Origin of the sequence: Caballeronia sp. GAFFF2 (genome assembly GCF_023631485.1) — a bacterium.
GTDB lineage: Bacteria > Pseudomonadota > Gammaproteobacteria > Burkholderiales > Burkholderiaceae > Caballeronia.
Window position 1 is genome coordinate 482878 of sequence record NZ_JALQDA010000027.1, and the last position, 19095, is coordinate 501972.

Annotated in this window: 18 protein-coding genes; 4 read left to right on the forward strand and 14 right to left on the reverse strand. The window is 60.7% G+C overall.

The window, feature by feature from the left end:
* Positions 1–7: 7 nt before the first annotated feature.
* The 4 genes from NCT04_RS18585 to NCT04_RS18600 all read right to left on the reverse strand — a co-directional run bounded on the left by NCT04_RS18585 (position 8) and on the right by NCT04_RS18600 (position 3935).
* Positions 8–880, reverse strand: a complete 873-nt coding sequence (locus tag NCT04_RS18585) for a branched-chain amino acid ABC transporter permease (RefSeq protein WP_250467085.1) — start codon at positions 878–880, stop codon at positions 8–10.
* Positions 881–970: 90 nt separating this feature from the next.
* A complete protein-coding gene (locus tag NCT04_RS18590) occupies positions 971–2191 on the reverse strand; it encodes an ABC transporter substrate-binding protein (protein WP_502800685.1) in 1221 nt (406 codons plus the stop codon).
* Positions 2192–2536: 345 nt separating this feature from the next.
* Positions 2537–3292, reverse strand: a complete 756-nt coding sequence (locus NCT04_RS18595) for an anti-sigma factor family protein (RefSeq protein ID WP_250467089.1) — start codon at positions 3290–3292, stop codon at positions 2537–2539.
* Positions 3282–3935, reverse strand: coding sequence for an RNA polymerase sigma factor (locus tag NCT04_RS18600; protein ID WP_250467091.1), 654 nt, complete (start codon positions 3933–3935; stop codon positions 3282–3284). The genes NCT04_RS18595 and NCT04_RS18600 overlap by 11 nt, the downstream gene beginning before the upstream one ends.
* 298 nt (positions 3936–4233) lie before the next feature.
* On the opposite strand from NCT04_RS18600, the gene NCT04_RS18605 reads away from it, so the two are divergent.
* Complete coding sequence (locus NCT04_RS18605) at positions 4234–5217, forward strand: metallophosphoesterase family protein (protein ID WP_250467092.1); 984 nt, start codon at positions 4234–4236, stop codon at positions 5215–5217.
* Entirely contained in the window at positions 5214–5624 is a 411-nt protein-coding gene (locus NCT04_RS18610) for a cupredoxin domain-containing protein (RefSeq protein WP_250467094.1), read from the forward strand. Before NCT04_RS18605 ends, NCT04_RS18610 begins: the two co-directional genes overlap by 4 nt.
* A gap of 25 nt (positions 5625–5649) precedes the next feature.
* On the opposite strand, the gene NCT04_RS18615 is transcribed toward NCT04_RS18610, so the two are convergent.
* From NCT04_RS18615 to NCT04_RS18625, 3 genes are all read right to left on the reverse strand, one after another.
* Positions 5650–6744, reverse strand: coding sequence for a 4-hydroxyphenylpyruvate dioxygenase family protein (locus NCT04_RS18615; protein WP_250467096.1), 1095 nt, complete (start codon positions 6742–6744; stop codon positions 5650–5652).
* Positions 6745–6901: 157 nt separating this feature from the next.
* Positions 6902–7150, reverse strand: coding sequence for a hypothetical protein (locus NCT04_RS18620; RefSeq protein WP_244829630.1), 249 nt, complete (start codon positions 7148–7150; stop codon positions 6902–6904).
* Between the two features lie 26 nt (positions 7151–7176).
* On the reverse strand, positions 7177–7680 hold the full coding sequence (locus tag NCT04_RS18625; RefSeq protein WP_250467098.1) for a lecithin retinol acyltransferase family protein: 504 nt from the start codon (positions 7678–7680) through the stop codon (positions 7177–7179).
* Positions 7681–8092: 412 nt separating this feature from the next.
* Here NCT04_RS18625 and NCT04_RS18630 point away from each other — a divergent pair, with 412 nt between their 5' ends.
* Complete coding sequence (locus tag NCT04_RS18630; protein WP_244829628.1) at positions 8093–8389, forward strand: hypothetical protein; 297 nt, start codon at positions 8093–8095, stop codon at positions 8387–8389.
* Positions 8390–8473: 84 nt separating this feature from the next.
* The gene (locus NCT04_RS18635) at positions 8474–9232 is read left to right on the forward strand and encodes a PP2C family protein-serine/threonine phosphatase (protein WP_250467100.1); all 759 of its coding nucleotides are present in this window, start codon (positions 8474–8476) and stop codon (positions 9230–9232) included.
* A 4-nt stretch (positions 9233–9236) separates the two neighbouring features.
* Here NCT04_RS18635 and NCT04_RS18640 read toward each other — a convergent pair whose 3' ends face one another.
* The 7 genes from NCT04_RS18640 to NCT04_RS18670 all read right to left on the reverse strand — a co-directional run bounded on the left by NCT04_RS18640 (position 9237) and on the right by NCT04_RS18670 (position 18903).
* Positions 9237–9494 carry a BrnA antitoxin family protein gene (locus tag NCT04_RS18640; protein ID WP_250467102.1) on the reverse strand — a complete coding sequence of 86 codons (258 nt, stop codon included), beginning with the start codon at positions 9492–9494 and terminating at the stop codon, positions 9237–9239.
* Positions 9472–9750 (reverse strand): BrnT family toxin, encoded by a 279-nt coding sequence (locus NCT04_RS18645; protein WP_250467103.1) that lies wholly within the window; start codon positions 9748–9750, stop codon positions 9472–9474. Before NCT04_RS18645 ends, NCT04_RS18640 begins: the two co-directional genes overlap by 23 nt.
* Positions 9751–9809: 59 nt before the next feature.
* The gene (locus NCT04_RS18650; protein ID WP_250467105.1) at positions 9810–11117 is read right to left on the reverse strand and encodes a sigma-54 interaction domain-containing protein; all 1308 of its coding nucleotides are present in this window, start codon (positions 11115–11117) and stop codon (positions 9810–9812) included.
* Complete coding sequence (locus NCT04_RS18655; protein ID WP_250467107.1) at positions 11114–14173, reverse strand: peptidase domain-containing ABC transporter; 3060 nt, start codon at positions 14171–14173, stop codon at positions 11114–11116. The genes NCT04_RS18650 and NCT04_RS18655 overlap by 4 nt, the downstream gene beginning before the upstream one ends.
* Before the next feature lie 37 nt (positions 14174–14210).
* Positions 14211–14963, reverse strand: coding sequence for a peptidylprolyl isomerase (locus NCT04_RS18660; protein ID WP_250467109.1), 753 nt, complete (start codon positions 14961–14963; stop codon positions 14211–14213).
* Between the two features lie 72 nt (positions 14964–15035).
* Positions 15036–16409, reverse strand: coding sequence for a beta-barrel domain-containing protein (locus NCT04_RS18665; RefSeq protein WP_250467111.1), 1374 nt, complete (start codon positions 16407–16409; stop codon positions 15036–15038).
* Complete coding sequence (locus tag NCT04_RS18670) at positions 16387–18903, reverse strand: FHA domain-containing protein (RefSeq protein ID WP_250467455.1); 2517 nt, start codon at positions 18901–18903, stop codon at positions 16387–16389. Before NCT04_RS18670 ends, NCT04_RS18665 begins: the two co-directional genes overlap by 23 nt.
* Between the last annotated feature and the right edge of the window lie 192 nt (positions 18904–19095).

Below are 19095 nucleotides of genomic sequence, written 5' to 3' on the forward strand. Positions count from 1 at the left end.
GGCGGCCTCAGACTTTCTTGATCGCGGTCTTGCCGAAGAGGCCCGCAGGCTTCACCGCAAGCACGATCAGCAACAGCACGAGTCCCGGCACGTCCTTGTAGCCGGTCGAGATATAGAAGCCCGTCGTCGTCTCCGCTATACCCAGGATCATTCCGCCGACGATGATGCCCATGCCGCTCGACAAGCCGCCGATGATCGCGACAGCGAACGCCTTGAGGCCGAGCACCGCGCCCATGGTCGCGCCGGTAAGTGTGAGCGGCGCGATCAGCACGCCCGCGAACGCCGCCGTCAGCGACGACAACGCATACGAGAACGTGATGACGAGCCCCGTGTTGATGCCCATCAGCGCGGCCGCATCGCGATCGTTCGCGGTGGCGACCACGGCCTTGCCGAAGATCGTCTTGCGGTTGAAGAACTCCACCGCGAGCATCATCACGAGCGCGCCGCCGACCACGAGCAGTTCCATCGGCAACACGTTTGCGCCAAACACCTTGAGCGGCGCTTCGGGCAAGGGCGACGGAAAACGCAGATCGTCGCGGCCCCAGACGTTTTCCGCGACGTTCTTGAAGATGATGCCGAGCGCGATGGTCGACATGATCCAGCCGAACTCCGACTTGATCTTGATGGCGGGCCGCACGCCGATGCGCTCCACGAACGCGCCCTGCACGAGCCCGAAAAGACACACGAGCGGGATCATGAGCCAGTAGTTCACGCCCGCCGAAACGAGCGTGAGGCCGACGAGCGCGCCGAGCATGAGAGCATCGCCCTGGCCGAAGTTCAGCGTGCCGGAAGTGGCGAACGTCAGTTGATAGCCGAAGGCGATGACGGCGTAGATCATGCCGAGCGCGATGCCGCTATATATGAGCTGGAGAAGGATCATCGTCGGGCGTCAGGGCGGCGGGGGATGCTCGATTGAAAAAGAGCCCGATCTGCGACCGGGCCCTGGAGAGACAACAGCGGCGGCACGGCGTTAGTTCGACGCCGTCGTCTGCTTGGTGCGAAGCGTGCTGCCGCCCTTCTTGTCCGCGTCGTAGGCGTAGATCACGCGGCCGGCCTTCACTTCGCCGATCACCGGAACGTTCGAACTGATCGCTTCGTGATCGGTCTTGGTGAAGGGCTTGTCGTAGACCATGACCACGCCTTCGACCTTCGTCGTGAGGTTTTCCAGCGCTTCTTTCACCTTCGGACCATCGGTCGTGCCGGCTTGCTTGATGGCCGCCGCGAGCAGATAGATCGAGTCGTAGCCTTGCGCCGCCGACACCGGCGAATCGATACGATCGCTCTTCGGCTTGAACTCCTTCACGTAAGCGTCGATGAAGACTTTGCGCTTGGGCGTGTTGGCTTCCTGGATGAAGGTCTGCGGCATGCGCGCGCCTTCGCCGTTGTTACCCGCGTTGTCGATGTAATTGGCCATCGAAAGCGTCCAGCTGCCGATGAGCGGCACCTTCCAGCCGAGCTTGGCCATGCCGTTCGCGATCTGCGCGAGTTCCGGCCCGATACCGTAAGTCAGCACCGCTTCCGCGCCCGCTTCCTTCGCCTTGAGCAACTGGGCCGTCATATCGACGTCCTTGATGTTGAACTTCTCGACCGCGACGGGCTTCACGCCCTTGGCCGACAGCGCCTTTTCCAGATCCTCGCGGCCGAGCTGACCGTAGTTGGTCGAATCCGCGAGAATGGCGACCTTCTTGAAGCCGCGCTTGGTGATGGCTTCCTCGACGATCATCGGCGCCTGGATGCGGTCGGCGGCGGCGTTGCGGAATACGTAGTTGTCGGGCTGATCGTCGAATTGCTTCGTCACGACCGTGCCCGTCGCCACGTTGTTGAAGACCGGAATCTTCGCTTCCTGGAAGAAGCGTTGCGAGGCGAGCGCCACGCCCGTGTTGATATAGCCCACGACCGCGACCACTTTCTCCTTGTTGATGAGTTCCTGCGCGATCTGCACACCGCGTTCGTTCTTCGCTTCGTCGTCGCGTTCCACGAGCACGATCTGCCGTCCCAGCACGCCGCCCGACTTGTTGATCTCGGCAGTGGCGAGACGCACGCCGTCGCGCATGGAGACGCCCATCGAGGACGAACCGCCGGTAAAGGGACCGTCGACGCCGATCTTGATCGGATCCGCGGCCTGCGCGAGGCTCGCGCTCAATGCAAAGACGCCGAACGCGAGCGCACCTGCGATGCGCTTCATCTGCATGCCCATATCTGTCTCCGTCGCTTGAATCGTTATGTGATGAGGTCGGCTTTGCGCATGCCCTCGCCGCTCGTTCGTTTCGGTGCATCGCTCGAACGGCAATTTACGAATGCGGTGATCGATATTAGAAAATTGTAAGGATCAGACCATATTCGGACATACCCGAACAGCACGAGCGTTAGCGCACTCCCGACGCGACGTAATGTGCGACGGGATGGAATAAACCCTTAGTCAGGTAGATTGCAGATGCGTAAGCGCATCAGCGCGTGCCGCAAAAAAAACGCGCGGCTTCCCTAAGGAACGCCGCGCGCAACTTGCGCACGATTGCTCGTTTGATCGCGGCCCGGCTTAACGTGGCGAGCCTGCCTCGATAGCCTGCACGAACTGACGCATGACCGAGCCGGAGGCATCGGTGACGGCCCAGAAGGTCATGCCGTCGCGATTCCAGCGTGCGAGCGCATAACCGTCGTCGGATTGCGTGACGGCCGCCGCCCCTTCCTTCGTATCGAGCGAAGCGCCGCCCTTGTTCGAGGGAAACACGTACACGTCGATCGGATGCTTCAGATAGCGATACACCACCACCGCCACCGGCCGATGATTGACGTAATCGAGCCTGCCGCCGACCAGCGCGAACCCCGGCCCGGCCGGATCGATGACGGGCGGCGCATAGTCGATACGTCCGTTGAACCACGGCTTCACCGTATGCTTGTCGCTCGACAGCACGTCGATAGGCCGGTCCGACATCAGTGAACGCACGTGACTCGCGACGATCTCCTGTGCGAGCGGATCGCCCGCACCACTCACGCCATGCGGCACGGCCTGAAACCACAGCATCGCGCCGAGCACGAGCGCGGCCAACGTGCCGCCCGCGAACGCGCCGCCGAAGAACGGCACGGGCGTGGCGAACCATCGCCATGAACGGGCCGAGCGTTCGCCCTGCTCGTCCTGCTGGTTTCGTTCGCGCGCGCGTTCCCGCACCTTGACGTCTTCCGCTTCGGCCCGGATGCGCGAGAGCACCTGAGCACGCAAATGCGCGGGCGCGCGATGAGTCAGCGAGCCGTCGATGAGCCTCGTTGCGAGCGAGGCGGTGTCGTTATTGTCCATTGCCCGACTCCTCAAGACCCGGCCCCGTGCGACGCACGAGCCGCATGCCCGGTTTGTCCTGCGCGGCGTGCACGGCGAGCGCCAGCAACTTGCGGCCGCGCGCGAGCCGTGACATCACCGTTCCTATCGGCACGCCCGTCACGGCGGCCACTTCCTTGTAACTCATGTCTTCCAGCTCTCTCAGGACCAGCACTTCACGAAACGGAATGGGCAAGGTTTCGAGTGCGCGATGCACGATATGCACCTCGTCCTTGCGTACCGCAAGCGTTTCCGGGTCTATGCCCGCTTCCTCGGACCAGCCGGGCAGCGCTTGCTCCCCGGCGATTTCTTCGTCGTAGGGCGTCGCGTCGGCGAGCTGCACGCGGCGGCGCCATTCCGTGAACCACGTATTTCGCACGATGGCAAAGAGCCATGCCCGCGCGTTCGCTTCCTCGCCCTCCTCGAAGCCGCTGAAGAAACGAAAGGCGCGCAGATAGGCTTCCTGCACGACATCGTCGGCGTCGCTCGGACTGCCGGACAGCCAGCGCGCGAGGTTGTACGCGGCATCGAGATGCGGCATGAATGTCGCCTCGAAACGCGCGTCCACGCCCGCCGCCTGTGTTCGGCTTTCCGCGGACTTATCTGCTTTCGACCTGGGCCACATCGCGCGGGTCTCCTTGGGAACAGGGTTCGACGTTTTCGTTACCTTGCAACGCCCTCGTCACATGTACTCGCCCTGGGCGCGGTTTATTCCCGCCGAAGCGGCGTAATCGAAAAAATAAAATCGACGAGATGAATCGGGAATATCGCCGCGCTCTCGCCGGTTCGATGGACGGATGCCGCGCAGCTTCAGCACTCGAACATGAACGCGCCGGCTTCACGCCCATGCATCGTGCCGCCATGCGCGTGAGCTTCAGGAAACCATGAAACGCGGCCGCATTGTTCGTATTCAAGGAGTGCGCATGACACACGACCCGAAAGACCTGCCCGACGCGCAGGAACTCGACGACCACGGCAAGCGCCGGCGCACTGCATTGTCCTGCATGGCCTGGGCCGGCGCGGGCGTGCTGTGGACGGTGAGCGGCGGCGTGCCGGTGTCGAGCATCATTTCATCGGCGCAGGCGGCCGAGAAGAAGACGAGTTCGTTCAGCTTCGTGCAGATCAGCGACAGTCACATTGGCTTCAGCAAGGACCCGAACACGGAACCGACGAGCACGCTGGAGGAAGCGATCAATCGCGTAAGCGCCATGCCGAAGCAGCCCGCGTTCATGATTCATACCGGCGACGTCACGCATCTGTCGAAGCCCGCCGAATTCGATACCGCCGACCAGATCATCCGCAAGGCGGGCATGCAGGTGCACTACGTGCCGGGCGAGCATGACGTGCTGGTCGAGGACGGCAACCCGTTCTTCTCGCGTCTTCCAGCGCAATACGGCAGGAGCGGCGACCGGCACTGGTACAGCTTCGACGAAAGCGGCGTGCATTTCATCGGCCTGACCAATGTCATCGACCTCAAGGGCGGCGGTCTCGGCTTTCTCGGCGATGCGCAACTCGCCTGGCTCAAGGCCGATCTGCAAGGACGATCGAGCAGCACGCCGATCGTCGTGTTCGCGCATATCCCGCTGTGGGCGCTTTATCCGCAATGGGGCTGGGGCACCGACGACAGCGCACAAGCGCTCGCGCTCTTCAAACGCTTCGGGTCCGTCACGGTGCTCAACGGCCATGTGCATCAGGTAGCGCAAAAAGTGGAAGGCGACATGCGCTTCTATTCGGCCATGTCCACCGCGTTTCCGCAGCCTGCGCCCGGCGCCGCATCGGGGCCCGGACCGATGAAAGTCGGCGCGGACAAGCTGCGCTCCATGCTCGGTCTGCGCGAAGTCACGCATGTGCAGGGCCGCGAATATCTCGCCGTCGTCGATACCCCGCTTGCAGGAGATAAGGCATGAACGTCGCCACGCTCGCGAGCTATGTCTCGCCCTCCAGATTGCGTCCTCTTGCCGGACGCGTCGCGCGTCAGGCCGCGTTTGCGCTCGTCGTCAAGGGACTCGTCGGCATCATTCCCTCGGCGTGCGCGGAGCAACCCGCGCAGCAGATGGTGGCGATGAATACGCCGACCATCAGCATCGACAATTTCGCTTTCAGCCAGCCGAGCGTCACCGTGCCGGTCGGCACCAAGGTGACGTGGGTGAATCATGACGACATGCTGCATACGGTCGCGGACGAAGCGAAGTCATTCAAGTCAGACCCGCTCGACAGCGGCCAAAGCTACTCGCATGTGTTCGACAAGCCCGGCACTTACAAGTACTTCTGCTCGCTGCATCCGCATATGACGGGGACAATCGTCGTGCAATGAGCGCGCGGGCACGTTCGCCTGACGCTCAACCGCGTGCCTTCGCGATGGCGCTCAGATTGCCTTCGCCGAAGCCGTGATGCCCGCGACGCTCGACGATCTCGAAGAACATGTCGCCCGGCTCGCGCTCGGCGAAGGTTTGCAGGAAGAGTTGCGGCGTGCCGTCCGGCAGAATCTCGCCGTCCACGAGAATGCCGCGCGCACGCAGCTTGTCGATATCGAGTCCGTGTCCGGGCAGGCGTTCGTCGATTTGATCGTAGTAACGCGGCGGCGGATTCAGAAAGCGCATGCCGCGCGCCATGAGGGCATCGACGGAAGCGAAGATGTCTTGCGATGCCAGCGCGATATGCTGCACGCCTTCACCTTCGTGATCGGGCAGATACTGCTGCATAAGATCCGTGCGATACGTGCCTTCCTCGTACACCGGAATGCGGATGTTGCCGCACGGCGAAACCGTGACCGCGGAGTCCTGCGACACATGCCAGTCCGGATGCACCTGATGAATCTCCGAGAAGTGCAGCACTTCGCGGTAGAAATCGAGCCATTCGCGGATGCGGCCCGCGCCAACCGTCTGCGTGAAGTGATCCACTTCGAAGAGACCGGTGCCGCCTGGCTCGGCCTTCGCGCCGGCAATGGGCCGGAAATCGATGTCGTAGATCGTGGACACGCCGCTATCCTTGCCTGGCCAGTGATCGACGAAATAAATGTGCGAGTCGCCAATACCCTGAATGGCCGGAATGGCCAGCTCGTTCGGGCCGATCTTCTCGCCTTCGAAATCCCAGGCGCCGAATTCGACCGCGCGCTCGTGAGCGAGCGCCGCGTCCACCACGCGAATGCCGATGGCGGCAATGCCCACACCATGCGATTCGGCGAAGCGCGACGCGAAGGAATCCGGCTCTGCGTTCAGGAGGAAATTCATGCTGCCCTGACGAAACAGCGTGACCGCCTTGCTGACATGCTGCGCGACCGGCACGAAGCCCAGCCGCTCGAATAAAGCGGCGAGGCCCTGCGGGTCCGGGCTGGAAAACTCGACGAACTCCAGCCCCGCGATGCCGAGCGGATTGTCGCCGACTTCGCAATCGGGCGTCGCGCGGGCGGGGGAAGTGGAGTCGGGCTGGGTCATCGGCAAAGTCCTCAATGGTCGGGCGGGTTCTCGGACGTGAAACTACCACAGCGATGGCTGCCTGTGCTCACGGCCGATAAACCTGCCGCTAGAGTAGCGGCAGCGCGATCATCGTGTCAAAGCCGGGACTTCGCGCGGCTCGGGCGCTTTCGCTGTATCAGGCGGCAAGCCGTTGCGGGCTCATCGACGGGCGTCTTGCTTGCGGGGGAAACACGTTCCAGGTGCCGTCGTCGTGCCGGAAGAAGATGATCGCAAGCGGTCCGTTCGCGTGCCACGCCTCGATGCAGACGTAGCGCGAGCCCGTGACCTGCGAGCGACACAGCCGCACGACGCGTGCCGGATGCGCCGCGCTCGGGGCGAGCCATTTGTCGACGGCCCAGTGCAGCGAGTTTTGAATGGTGTGCATGATGGTCTCCTTTCTGGTCATGCCGTTCAGGCGACGAGAGCGGCGTTCAGGCGGCGTTGCCGATCGGCAGCGACATAGGCGCGAAACAATCCCGTCATCGCGCGCCACGCCACGCGCGGATGGGCGAAGCAGGCGCGAACCTGGCGGCTTTGGCTTTGGCCGAACAGGCACCACGTCACGAAGTGCTCGCAGTTGTTGGTCAACAAGCGATAACGGTCTTCACCGAGCCGGCTGCGGGCGCGGCGCACTGCTTCCAGGCCGACGAAGCACGCGGTCGGGTTTTGGCGGATGGTCACGTCATGGCCGCCCGCGAATTGCGCGAGACTGACTTCTTCCACCGGACCGCGATGCAGCGACTTGGCGAATCCCGCGTAATGGATAACCCGGCCGTTGCCCGCATAGAGTCCGTGATGTTCGTAACCCGAGCGGCGCGTGACGAGTTCGGCGCCTATGGCCGGTTCGTCATCGAACGACAGGCTGCACGCGGCAGCTTGGGTATCGTTCGGTCCGGACGGTTGGGTGTTCGACATGGCTCGCTCCGATTTTTGGTCTCGTCGCGCCGAAGTGTCTGTTCGGCGGCTTGTTGCGGAGTCTTTTGCAGGTTTCTTGCCAGTCTTCTTAAATGTTTGATTTATAGAGGAAATCACCGTTTTTAGTTAGATTCTTGATAGCGGTTGGTGATTATTAACCAACAGTCTAGGAGGGCGATGTGTTGGCTCCAGAGCATCAATAGAGCGCCCGTGCGCGTTCGGTTCGTAGTGTTGGTCGTTCGGTTGTCTGCCAACAGCGGTTGTTGGCGACGGTCCAACTGATGGCGCAAGGCGCGGGCATCGACATAGGGCGAAGGCCGCATCGAATAAGCCGATGGCGGAGGCGCATGCATATCGGCATAGCCCTTGCATAAGTGCCCGCATCGAATTCGAGCAAACAAGGAGAGCCGTAATGAGCGCAATCACCATCACCGATCTGGATCACGACCGCGAACTCGATCGCGCGGCGATGTTGGCCATCAGTGGCGGCGGTGGCGCGCCTTGGCTCTTCGGCTGGATCACGCCGTATGTCGCGGACCGTCAGCAAGGCGGTGGCGGCAGCAGCGTGGTGAACATCTACGACATCACGAACAACATCAGCGTCGGTCAGATGGTCAACCAGTATCAGAGCGTCGATGTGAACAACACCGGCGCGGGCGCGACGCTCACCGTCAGTCCCAACGCGCTGTCCAGCAATCGCGCGGGATAAGCTCCGCGGTTGGGTGCACAATGACCGGGGCCGCGCGCCTCGGCCGACCGCATGACGCGCCAGTCAGGACCTTGGGAGGTTGCCGTGACCTTCAGCAACGAGTTTCGATGGACATCCGCTGCGCGCACCGACGCGGGCCTCGTGCGTCAGATCAACGAAGACGCGCTGCTCGATGCGCCCGAACGTGGCCTGTGGGCCGTCGCAGACGGCATGGGCGGTCACGCGGTCGGCGATCTGGCGAGCCGCATGGTGATCGAGAGCTTGGCGAGCATGACGGCACAAAGCGCACTGGCGGATGCACGGGCGCATTTGCTCGATATCAACGCGCGCTTGCGTGCGGAAGCGGCGCGACGGCAGGTATCGCGAATCGGCAGCACGGTGGTGTTGCTGGCTGCGCGAGACGGCGTATGCGGTTATCTGTGGGCGGGCGACAGCCGTATCTATCTACTGCGGCGCGGGCGGCTGCGGCAACTCACGCGCGATCACAGTCACGTGGAAGAACTGAAGGCGCGCGGACAATTGACGGCGGAAGAGGCGCTGCATCATCCGGCGCAGCATCTCATCACGCGTGCGGTTGGCGCGCTCGACTTCCTCGATCTCGACGAAGATTCCATCACGCTGCACGATGGCGATACGTTCCTGCTTTGCAGCGATGGTCTTTCGAACGAAGTGAGCGAGGACGAGATGGTGGCGCAGCTTGCGTTGAGCAGTTGCGAGCTCGCGGCGCAGAGGCTGCTGGAGATTGCGCTGGAACGCGGCGGGCGCGACAACATTTCGGTTGTCGTCGCGCGTGCGGAGGATTTGATGGCTTTGGATAGGACGCAGGTTAATCCTGGCCTGTAAGCGCTTACGAATGGCGCTGCTGATGCATCTGCATATACGCGCGCAGAAGCCGATTGATGCGCGTTTGATACCCCTTCCCTTGCTCACGAAACCATTCGAGCACGTCTGCATCCAGCCGCATGGTGACGGCCTGCTTCGGCGGCACATGCAGTTGAGCCTGTTCGAAGAAGGTGTCGTCAAGCTCCGGGATTTCAGTCAGGTCGATATCAGCGTCTCGTGCCTGCTCGAGCCGCTTCCAGTCAGTTGCCGATTTTTTGCTCATAGCGCTTTGCCTCATGTCTGGTTGCCTTGCGCGCCGAGATGATTCGCACCGCGTCTGCGCACCGCTCGACATACACTACGACGCCCACCGTGGCGCTCATCCAGCCCAGCGCAATCCAGCGCTCCTCGCCGTAGTCCTCCCGCGAATCCAACCAGGTCAGAACCGGATGGTTGAATACGTCTACTGCGTCTCGAAAATCAATGCCGTGCTTCCGAATGTTGGTCTGGTTCTTGGCTTCGTCCCACTCGAAATGCACGCATCACCCGTATTGACAATTGTATGTACAGTCTAACACGGACGATCGCTACATTGAAGCTACTGTCCTTCCCTGCTCTTTTGCGCCGCAAGCCTGAAGTCCTTCGAATGCAGCCCGTGTTTCTTTAAAAGCATCTGCAGATGCGACCGGTTCATCTCATACCGCCGCGCAAGTTCGGCCACCGTGCCGCCCACTTCATGCAACCCACGTTCGAGAAATGCGCGCTCCGCTTCGTCACTCGCAACGCGCTTGGCTTCGCTCAGCGAACTCGCCGTCGCAATGCCGTTGCCATTCGCGGCAGGACCGCCCATCGCCGATGAGAGCGATGTCTTCGGCCGGATGTCCAGCGGAAGATGCTCGATATCCGCCATCTCGCCTGCAAGACAAGCGATGCGATAGATGATGTTGCGCAACTCGCGGATGTTGCCGGGATAATCGTAATTGCGCATAAAGTCCCTTAAACGTGGGGACATCTTGATGGGCCGGCGCTTGAGCGTGGCCGCCGCTTCATCGCCGAAGTAAGACAGCAAGAGCGGTATCTCGTCGCGGCGTTCACGCAGCGCGGGCAAGGTCAGATGAATCACGCTCAAGCGATAAAACAGGTCTTCGCGAAAGCGACCTTCATCGCAGAAGCGCCGCAGATTGCGATTCGTCGCCGCCACGATGCGCGCATCCACCGAAATGGCTTCATCCGAACCCACGCGCTGAATCTCGTGCGCTTCGAGCACGCGCAACAGCTTCACCTGCCCAACCAACGGCAGCTCGCCAATTTCATCGAGAAATATGGTGCCCGTATGCGCGCTCTCGAACTTGCCCTTGCGGTCGTTGGTCGCGCCCGTGAACGCGCCCTTGCGATGCCCGAATAGTTCGGATTCCAGCAGATTATCTGGAATGGCCCCGCAATTCACGGAGATATAAGGCTTGTCAGCGCGCGAGCCATTCGCATGAATGACCTTGGCCATCAGTTCCTTGCCCGTGCCGCTCTCGCCGTCGATCAGCACGGGAAGATCCGTAGGCGCGGCTTTTTCCGCTATTTCCAGGGCTTCGAGCAGCTTCGGGTTATCGCCGAACGTGCCTTCGAATACGAAGCTGCGTTCGATCAAGGCCTGACGCCGCGAGCCCGGTGACATATCGCGTCGAGGTTCGACAGCAGCGGCCTGAATGAAGCGCTCCTTGTGCGAAAGCTGCATGACCTCATCGCGCAAGGAACTCGCCTGACGCAGAAGCTTTTCGATCTCGGGCCGCTCCAGCCGCGATGTCCATCGCAAGGTGGAACGCAAAATCTCGATCTTCTCGATGATGCCCGCATACGATATGGCCGATGCGGGCACGCCGCTGTCGCTTTCCGGTTGGTCTAGTATTTTCATGCTGCGCTCAGTTGCTTCTGCACGAGTTGGTAATACATGCCCTTTCTTGCGACCAGCTCATCATGCCTGCCCTGCTCCACGATACCGCCTTCATACAGCACCAGAATCTTGTCGGCACGCATGATGGTGGAAAGCCTGTGCGCGATGATGACCGCGGTGCGTCCCTTGAGAATCTCCTGCATGTTGCCGAGGATATTGCTCTCGGATTGCGTATCGAGCGCGGACGTGGCTTCGTCGAAAACCAGCAGACGTGGGTCGTGATACAGCGCGCGCGCGATACAGAGCCGCTGAATCTGTCCACCCGACAAACCCACGCCACGTTCGCCCACCACCTGCTCATACCCTAGCGGCAGCTTGACGATGAACGCATGCGCATCCGCCATCTTGGCCACTTCCTCGATACGCCTTCTATCCGGCGACTCCTCGCCGCTCGCGATGTTCTCCGCTATCGTGCCCGAGAACAGCAAGTTGCTCTGCATGACATAACCAATCTGCGCGCGATAAAAGCCCTTGTCGATGACGCTGAGGTCGTAGCCGTCCACTGTCATCTTGCCTTCACTCGGCGCATAGAAACCAACGAGCAGCTTGGCAAGCGTCGTCTTGCCTGAACCGCTTCTTCCGACTACCGCGATGAGTTCGCCGGGCTTGATATCGAAGCTGATGTTTTCCAGCACGTAAGGCGTGTCGCCTTCGCCATAGCGAAAATACACGCCGTTAAAGCGGATTTCGCCCTGCAAGTCGGGCAACATCACGCGCTGCTCCATCTCTGAAGGTTTCTGCTCCGGGTCTATGTCGAGCACATCGCCGAGACGCTCCATTGCCACGCCGGCATCGTTCACGAGACTCCATAAGTTGATGAGGCCCATGAGCGGCGACAGCACGCTACCCATGAAAGCATTGAACGCAATCAACTGGCCAATGCTCAGTTCGCGCGAAAGTACGAGGTTTGCTCCGACCCACAATACGGCGATAGTCGTACCTGTATTCAGCAACTGGCTGCACAAGCCTACGCCGATATTGAAGCGTTGCGACTTGTATTGCACTTCGAGCGACTTTGCGTACTTCTTTTCCCACTTGAGCCGCACCGCACGCTCGATGCCCATCCCCTTCACCGTTTCGACGCCGCCCAAGGCTTCCATGAGAAACGAACGTGCGTCTGTAGCCGAAGAAAACGCTTCGCGCGCATTCTGCTTGATGCGCGGCGTGGCGAGTATGGTAAGCGCCATCATCGGAATGACGAAGGCAATCAGCAACAAGGTCAGCTTCACGTTGTAGAGAAACATGATCGTGAAGTAGATGAAGATCATCAGCAGATTGAGTACCGTCGTCACCGTGGATTCGGTGAGAAAAGCGCGAATGGTGTGGTTTTCCTGGAAGCGCGCGAAAACGTCGCCGGTCTTGCGCTTGGCGAAAAAGCTGAAGGGCAGCGAGAACGTGTGCCTGAAGAACTGCGACATCATCGCGAAGTCCATGTTGCGCACCATGAAGTTCGCAAGATAGGCGCGAATGGTCGACATGAGCTGAGTGAACAGGTTCGAGATGATCAACCCGCCTATCAGCACATGCAGCAAGCTGACGTTCTGATGCACGATCACGCCATCGAGAATGTTCTGGATGATGAGCGGCGGAATCACGCCCAGCACTTGAATCACGAAGGTCGCTAGAAACAGGTGCAGCAGGACCTTCTTGTACGGCTTCAGATACCCCACGAAGCGAATCCACGGCGAACGCGAGACCGCTTGCTGCGCCATGTCCTGCACCGGAGAAAAGAGCAGGCATGTGCCGCTCCAGCCGCGCTCGAACTCGCCCACGGTCATCTTCTTGAAGCCGATGGCCGGGTCCGCGACCCACACGTTGTCTTTCGAAATACCGTAGACGATGATGTAGTGATATCCCTCCCAATGCGCGATGAACGGCATTTCGAAGCCGCGTAGCGACTCGAACGTGCACTGCACGCCGCGCGTGGTGAAGCCGAGCGCATCGCCGGCGCGCGCAAGACTATCGAGCGTTGCGCCTTGCGTCGTGACGTTCGCCAGTTCGCGCAGTTTGCCGAGCGTCATGTTGATGCCGTAGTGCTTGCAGATCATCGCAAGACACGCGGCGCCGCAATCCATTTCCTCGGCCTGCTCGACCCACGCAAAGCGCTTGATGACGCGCTCGCCCATCTCGGGCTTGGTGTGGAGATCGAGCATCGACGGCAGTCTGCGACGCTCGGCGAGTTTCTTCTGACGCTGCAGTTCGCGCTCGCTGAAACGAATGCGTTCTTCCAGCACTTCGCGCAGCTTCACATTGCGCTCGATGATGAAATGCACCGTCTTTTCAGGGATTACGAGCAGGCGCGTGTCCGTGAGCGCAATGGCCGACGCCATCTGCTCCTGACGCATCACGCACGCCTTCTCGCCGAAGATTTCACCAGGCCCGAGCGTGGCGAGCACATGCTTTTCGTTGCCGTCTTCGCGCACGATCCGCACTTCGCCCTGCCGCACGACATAGAGGCGCCGGTCGTCGCGCGAGTCTTGCCTGAAGATCTCCTTGCCTTCGCCGACGCGCTTGACGCCCACGCTGCGCACGCATTCCTCGAGTTCGGCCTTGTTCAATTTGCCGCGCAGATCGAACAGTTTCGCGACGAAGCCGCCCGCCGAACTGATCGCGACGAAGCTCGTGACGAACGCGAGCGCCGCCGGGTTTCTTGCGATAATCGGCTCGATCGCATTGCGCGGGATGAACAGCAGTTCTGTCTTGCCTGAAGAACGCACCGACGATTCATGGCGATACTCGCGCAGCATGGCGATATCCGCGAACGTCTCGCTCGCCTTCTTCACTCCCATGCTGATTTCCTTGCCGTGCTCCTCGGTAAAGATGCGCACAGAGCCGGCCTTCACGACATAGAGCCCGTCGGCGGAATCCCCCGCATTGCACACGGTTTCACCGAAGCCAAAGCGGCGCGACTGAGCATGTTCCGCGAGTTGCGCGATCTCCTCGCGCGTGAAGGGCGAAAGAATCTCCACGGTCGCGAGAAAGTCGGCGGGCGCATCCAGGCTCGAAGGGGCGTCCATATCGTTCGCTCTGTCGTAGTTTCGGCTTGGTTCTGGCTTAACGTGCTTCGATCACATGTTCCTGCGCGCGCGCCACCAGCCATTCCTCGCGCAATAGCCGGCGAATCTCGGCTGCAACGTCCTGATCGAGCTTCGCGGGATACTTCGACGTAACCGAGAAAATCTCATAGGAAGAGCCATCGGCGGAGATGAACGGGCCGAGCAGATCACCGGCTTCTGCATTGAAGACCTTCGCTTCGATCTCCGGCTTGAGTTGCCCGCGCATCACGCGGCCTATCACGCCGCCTTCTTCGCGCGTATCGGCGAGCGAATGTTCGCGGGCCATGTCCGCAAAGCTGTCTGGGTCGTCGTTGAGATACGAGATCATCTCGCGCGCGCTGCCTTCGGTATCGAGCAGAATGTGGCTCACTTCGATACTGTCGAACTTCGGCGAATTGAGCTGAAAATATTCTTCGACCTCGCGCTCCGTACCGATGTTTTCAAGCATTTTTTCCTGATACAGCGTGTCGGTGATGAACACTTCGAACTCGTCGAGACTCACCGAAAGCGCATCGAGATAGTTGTTCATGTCGGCCGCGCGATGCAGCCCGCGAATGCGACGGAACTGGTCGGCGCGCGTCTGGATCTCATCGTCGCTTAGTTTGACGCCCGCCTTCTTCGCCGCGCGCACGGTCAGCTTGTCGCGCACCAGTTGCTCCAGCAGGCCGTCGAACTGGCCGTTGAGCTTCAACAGCCTGATCAGTTCGCCGACATCGACCACTTCGTCGTCGATTCGCACTATCGCCGTCATGTCGTTCTCCGTTGATTTGAGGATGCATCTCGCAGCATGTCCGACCGGTTCCGCGTGCGTAACCCTCCTTCCCTATCCCGCCACATTGCGGAAGGGGTCGAGCCCGAGGTCGATGAGCCGGCGCTCGCGCACGACGATCTCGGCAGTGGCGGTCATGCCGTAACGCAGCGGATATTTCGTGTCGGCCACCTGATAGAAGTCGCGATCGAGTGTCACGCGTCCTTCGTAGACAGGCTGCTTCGTGCCAGGGCTCGGCTTGGTCGCGGGCGAGATGAACGCGAGCGTGCCGTCGATCACGCCATAGCGTTGGTAAGGAAACGCGTTGAACTTGAGCTTGACGTGCTGTCCCTCGCGAAGAAAAGCACGATCGTGTTCCGCAATTTCGATCTTCAATACGGGCCTGGCGTTGGCGGGGGCAATGCCGCCCAGCGGCGTGTTTGCCTGAATCTTGTCACCGGTCTGCGTGGATGTGACATCGGTGACGACGCCCGATACCGGCGCGAGTATCAGCAGAAAATTATCCTTGTCGATATTTTCGAACTTGATGCGCGCGGCAGCATCCGCCACGAGCCGCGCGGTCTGTAGTTGCAGACGCAACTTGTCTTCCGTGCTCGCCACTTCGCGCATGGCGGATTCATATTGCAAGCGCAGATTGGTCGATTCCTGTCCGCTCGTTTCGAGTTGCGCCTTCGCCTGCGTGAATTCATGGCTCAGACGAAAATCCAGTTCTGCGAGTTTCGACTGTTCCACGCGATATCCGCCATCGGCTTCGAGATACGCGTTGCGTTTGACTTCCACTTGCGATTCCGACACCCCGCCGCCGCCCGGCAAGGCAAAGAGCCGCATGAAGCGGTCGAGTTCGGTCTTCGCGGCATCGCGTGCGCGTCGGGCGTTTTCGAGCACGCTGCGTTGTTCCTGCAATTGCGCCTTCTGTCCTTCCGCGAGCTTGCTCGTGCCTTCGTTCACGCGCTGTTGATGCTGATGCTCTTCCACTTCCATCTGATTCTTCAGCGCGACGATCTTGCGCTGCATGAGCAGCTTCTTCTCGGGGAACTGCTTCCATTCGCGTTCCGCATCGTCGAGCTTGAGTTGCGCTTCGAGCGCATTGGTCGCCGCTTCGATTGCACCACGTGCATTGAGGCGCGCGACGACGTCATCTTTGCGTACGGGCTGGCCTTCCGCGATGAAAAGCTCGGCAAGCTCGCCGTCGATCGGCGCGTAGAAGCGCCGCACTTCGGACTCCGGCGCGAGCGTGCCTTGCGCGGCCACGGTGACATCCGCATGTCCCACGAACGACCAGACGAGCGCGGACGCGACCAGCGCGACCATCGTGTAGATGAGGGCTTGCGTCAGGCGCAGCGGCTCGGCCGTGAGTATGGCGATACCTTCCGCGCCATGATCGATCAGCGCTTCCGATAAAGGTTTAAGGTGCGCGTCTTTCTTCACCGCTCGTGCCTCCCGTGGTCGCCGTCGTGATGGTGTTGGCACCGATCAAGCCGAGCTTGGTCTTGAGCAACTGCGGTTCGAGCACCATGCGCAGATCCTGCAGCGAGCGGCGCTGCAGGATCGCCTCGTTGTCTATCTCGCTTGCAAGCGCCGCCCACTTACCGTTGTCGGCCTTCACTTGCCGGAAGATGCGCATGCCGCGTGTGGCCGCATCCTCGGCATCGGTGAGAAGTCGCGCCTGACTGCGGAACGTGTCCGACACACCCGATTCGAGCCGTTGCGATCCGCCAATGCCACCGTTCGTCCGATACTGATTCCATAACGTCTGCGCTTGCGACATGAGGCTTTGCGCGCGCGCAGCAGCCTTGTCCTGGAGCGAAGCGACATCGGGCGCGACCTTGTTTGCGAACCACGTGTCGCTATCGAGATCGAGCGTTTCGTAGAAGGACAGCAGCGCTTCGTCATAAGCTTTCGTGCCGCGCGCCTTTTGCAGATCGGCGTATTGCGCGGCCACGGCTTTCTTGTGCGCGAGTTCCTTTTGCGCAGTCGCGGACCATGAGCCTTGCGGCAATTTCTGCAACCCGTCCAGCGCATCTGGCGTCTTGCCGTCGCGCCAGGCATCGGCGATTGCAGCGTATTGTCTAAGCACCTCAGGCGGCGGCAGTTGATCCGCACTGATCAGTTGATACCGCTCCTGAAAAGGCGGCGTCGAAAAATTCGCCGTATTTATGGATGCGGCAAGCGGTGCGAGACTCGTGCCGCTCGCCGCGCTGCGCAGATCCGCATAGCGCTTGAGATCGGCGCGCACGCGATCGAGGCCGCCCAGTCGCGGATATTTGTCCGCATAATCCTTGAGCGCGCCGTCGATGGAATCGAGATCGTCGTGCGCAAGACCCTTAACGAGGGTCGCATTCAATCGCTCGATAGCCGCGAGGTAGACAGAGTCGTCGCTCTGCAGCTTGCGCAGATGACTAAGTGCAAGCGCATACGGCTCGCGAAACTCGGGCACATAGCCCGCAAGCCGGTCGAGATCGCGTTGGTGCCCCGACGCATCCGCTTCCCAGTGCTTCAGAATTGCGCCGATCCGTCCTTCATCGTCATACATCCGAATGGGCGCATCAGGACCTCCGCGGCTCATCACGAAGCTCTCCAGTTTGCCTATCCAGTCGAGCTCGTCGATCATGGAGCGCACATCGGGATTGTTTTGACCGAGGGCTTTCATCTGCGCGATGATGGCGTCGGCGTTCGCGAAGTCGCCATGTTGCAACGCGGCCAGCCAGCGCGGAACATTTCCCTTGAGCACGGCTTCCGTGTTCATCGCGGCGAATTGCGTGTCTTGCGGATGCGTCAGCAGATAGTCGCTAGTGACACTCGCAGCTTGTGCATAGTCGCCCTGCGCCAGCAGCGATTTCGCCTGACGTTCGTTCGATCCGCTGTAAAAGAGCGCCGCACCACAGGCGAGCATCGCGATCAGCACACTCGCTGCAATCATGCGCATGCGGCGCGTTGTACGACGGTCATCGCCTGCGAAGGCCGTATGCAATTCGGAAACGAAAAGCGCCGTCTTGCCACGCCGCTTCTTTTCAGGGGCGGCTTCTTTTGCGGGGACAGGCTGCGAATCCAGATTGATTTCGTCTTCGATCGCCGCAGCTTGATCGACGCAAAAGATATCGAGGAACGAGTGCGCCGATCCGACGAAGGTCGTCTTGTCGCTGTCGAAGTTATTGTCGGCATGCGAGGCAGCCATTTCCGTGAGCGTCGATTCGCTCTCTTCGCCATGCAGATGCACGACATAGACGAAATGCGTGCCTCCGAAGGCAAGCATGTCGCCGTTCTTCAGTTCGACCGCTGACTCGCCCAGGCGCGCGCCATTCACGAAGGTGCCGTTGGTGCTGCCAAGGTCTTCGACGAACGGCGCCGCGCCCTTGACGAACACGTGCGCATGCCGCCGCGATACGTAATTCACCTGATGTGGATACTGCTCTCGATGACGCGCAAACGTAGCGTCGCTCTTGCTCACGAGAAACGGGAATTGCAGCAGTTCGACGGGCTGCAAGTTCAGGTCGTTGCGCTGCGGAACGAGCGTGATGCTCAAGGGCTTGACGGCCACGTTGCGGCGCTTGCGCGGTGCAAATTGCACCCGGTATGCGAGACGGTTGCCGAACCCGATCTCATCGCCCGCACGAACGCGCACGGGCATTTCGCGCACGGGTGTGCCATTCACGGCGGTGCCGTTCTTGCTGCCGAGATCGGCGATATAGACGAGGCCATGCTCGATGAAGATGCGCGCATGACGACGCGAGAGTTGGGCGACGGCTTCGGGCGGGCTGGTATCGAACGGTGCTTCCGCGCGGCCAATGGCGAAAAGATTTTCGTCGATACGAATCTCCGCCAGATTCTCGCCGATTCCGTTACGAGCGAGCGGCTTCAGGACGACATCGAACGCTTCGCCCACGTTCGGCTGCTGTTCCGCTATCGAATCGCCTGGAGCCATGTCCATGTCACGAAGTGAGTCCACGAGCCTTGAGCGGCGCATGGAGCGGATGGGTCGTCCCGCCAGCCGAGCTATGCGACGGCGGGTGTTGAAAGTTTAAGTCACGCATTATCGTAGTCAATCATGCAGCACTGGCTTAAAACGCCATACGCGAGCCGCTTGAGGCGATATGGAACGAGCGTTAGCAAAGCT

Coding starts and splice junctions, on each gene's coding strand:
- NCT04_RS18655 (WP_250467107.1), bottom strand. CDS start 14,173: ATGGACGCCCCTTCGAGCCTGGATGCGCCCGCCGACTTTCTCGCGACC.
- NCT04_RS18590 (WP_502800685.1), bottom strand. CDS start 2,191: ATGCAGATGAAGCGCATCGCAGGTGCGCTCGCGTTCGGCGTCTTTGCA.
- NCT04_RS18640 (WP_250467102.1), bottom strand. CDS start 9,494: ATGAGCAAAAAATCGGCAACTGACTGGAAGCGGCTCGAGCAGGCACGA.
- NCT04_RS18595 (WP_250467089.1), bottom strand. CDS start 3,292: ATGGACAATAACGACACCGCCTCGCTCGCAACGAGGCTCATCGACGGC.
- NCT04_RS18620 (WP_244829630.1), bottom strand. CDS start 7,150: ATGCACACCATTCAAAACTCGCTGCACTGGGCCGTCGACAAATGGCTC.
- NCT04_RS18615 (WP_250467096.1), bottom strand. CDS start 6,744: ATGACCCAGCCCGACTCCACTTCCCCCGCCCGCGCGACGCCCGATTGC.
- NCT04_RS18650 (WP_250467105.1), bottom strand. CDS start 11,117: ATGAAAATACTAGACCAACCGGAAAGCGACAGCGGCGTGCCCGCATCG.
- NCT04_RS18610 (WP_250467094.1), top strand. CDS start 5,214: ATGAACGTCGCCACGCTCGCGAGCTATGTCTCGCCCTCCAGATTGCGT.
- NCT04_RS18600 (WP_250467091.1), bottom strand. CDS start 3,935: ATGTGGCCCAGGTCGAAAGCAGATAAGTCCGCGGAAAGCCGAACACAG.
- NCT04_RS18625 (WP_250467098.1), bottom strand. CDS start 7,680: ATGTCGAACACCCAACCGTCCGGACCGAACGATACCCAAGCTGCCGCG.
- NCT04_RS18605 (WP_250467092.1), top strand. CDS start 4,234: ATGACACACGACCCGAAAGACCTGCCCGACGCGCAGGAACTCGACGAC.
- NCT04_RS18660 (WP_250467109.1), bottom strand. CDS start 14,963: ATGACGGCGATAGTGCGAATCGACGACGAAGTGGTCGATGTCGGCGAA.
- NCT04_RS18670 (WP_250467455.1), bottom strand. CDS start 18,903: ATGGCTCCAGGCGATTCGATAGCGGAACAGCAGCCGAACGTGGGCGAA.
- NCT04_RS18585 (WP_250467085.1), bottom strand. CDS start 880: ATGATCCTTCTCCAGCTCATATATAGCGGCATCGCGCTCGGCATGATC.
- NCT04_RS18630 (WP_244829628.1), top strand. CDS start 8,093: ATGAGCGCAATCACCATCACCGATCTGGATCACGACCGCGAACTCGAT.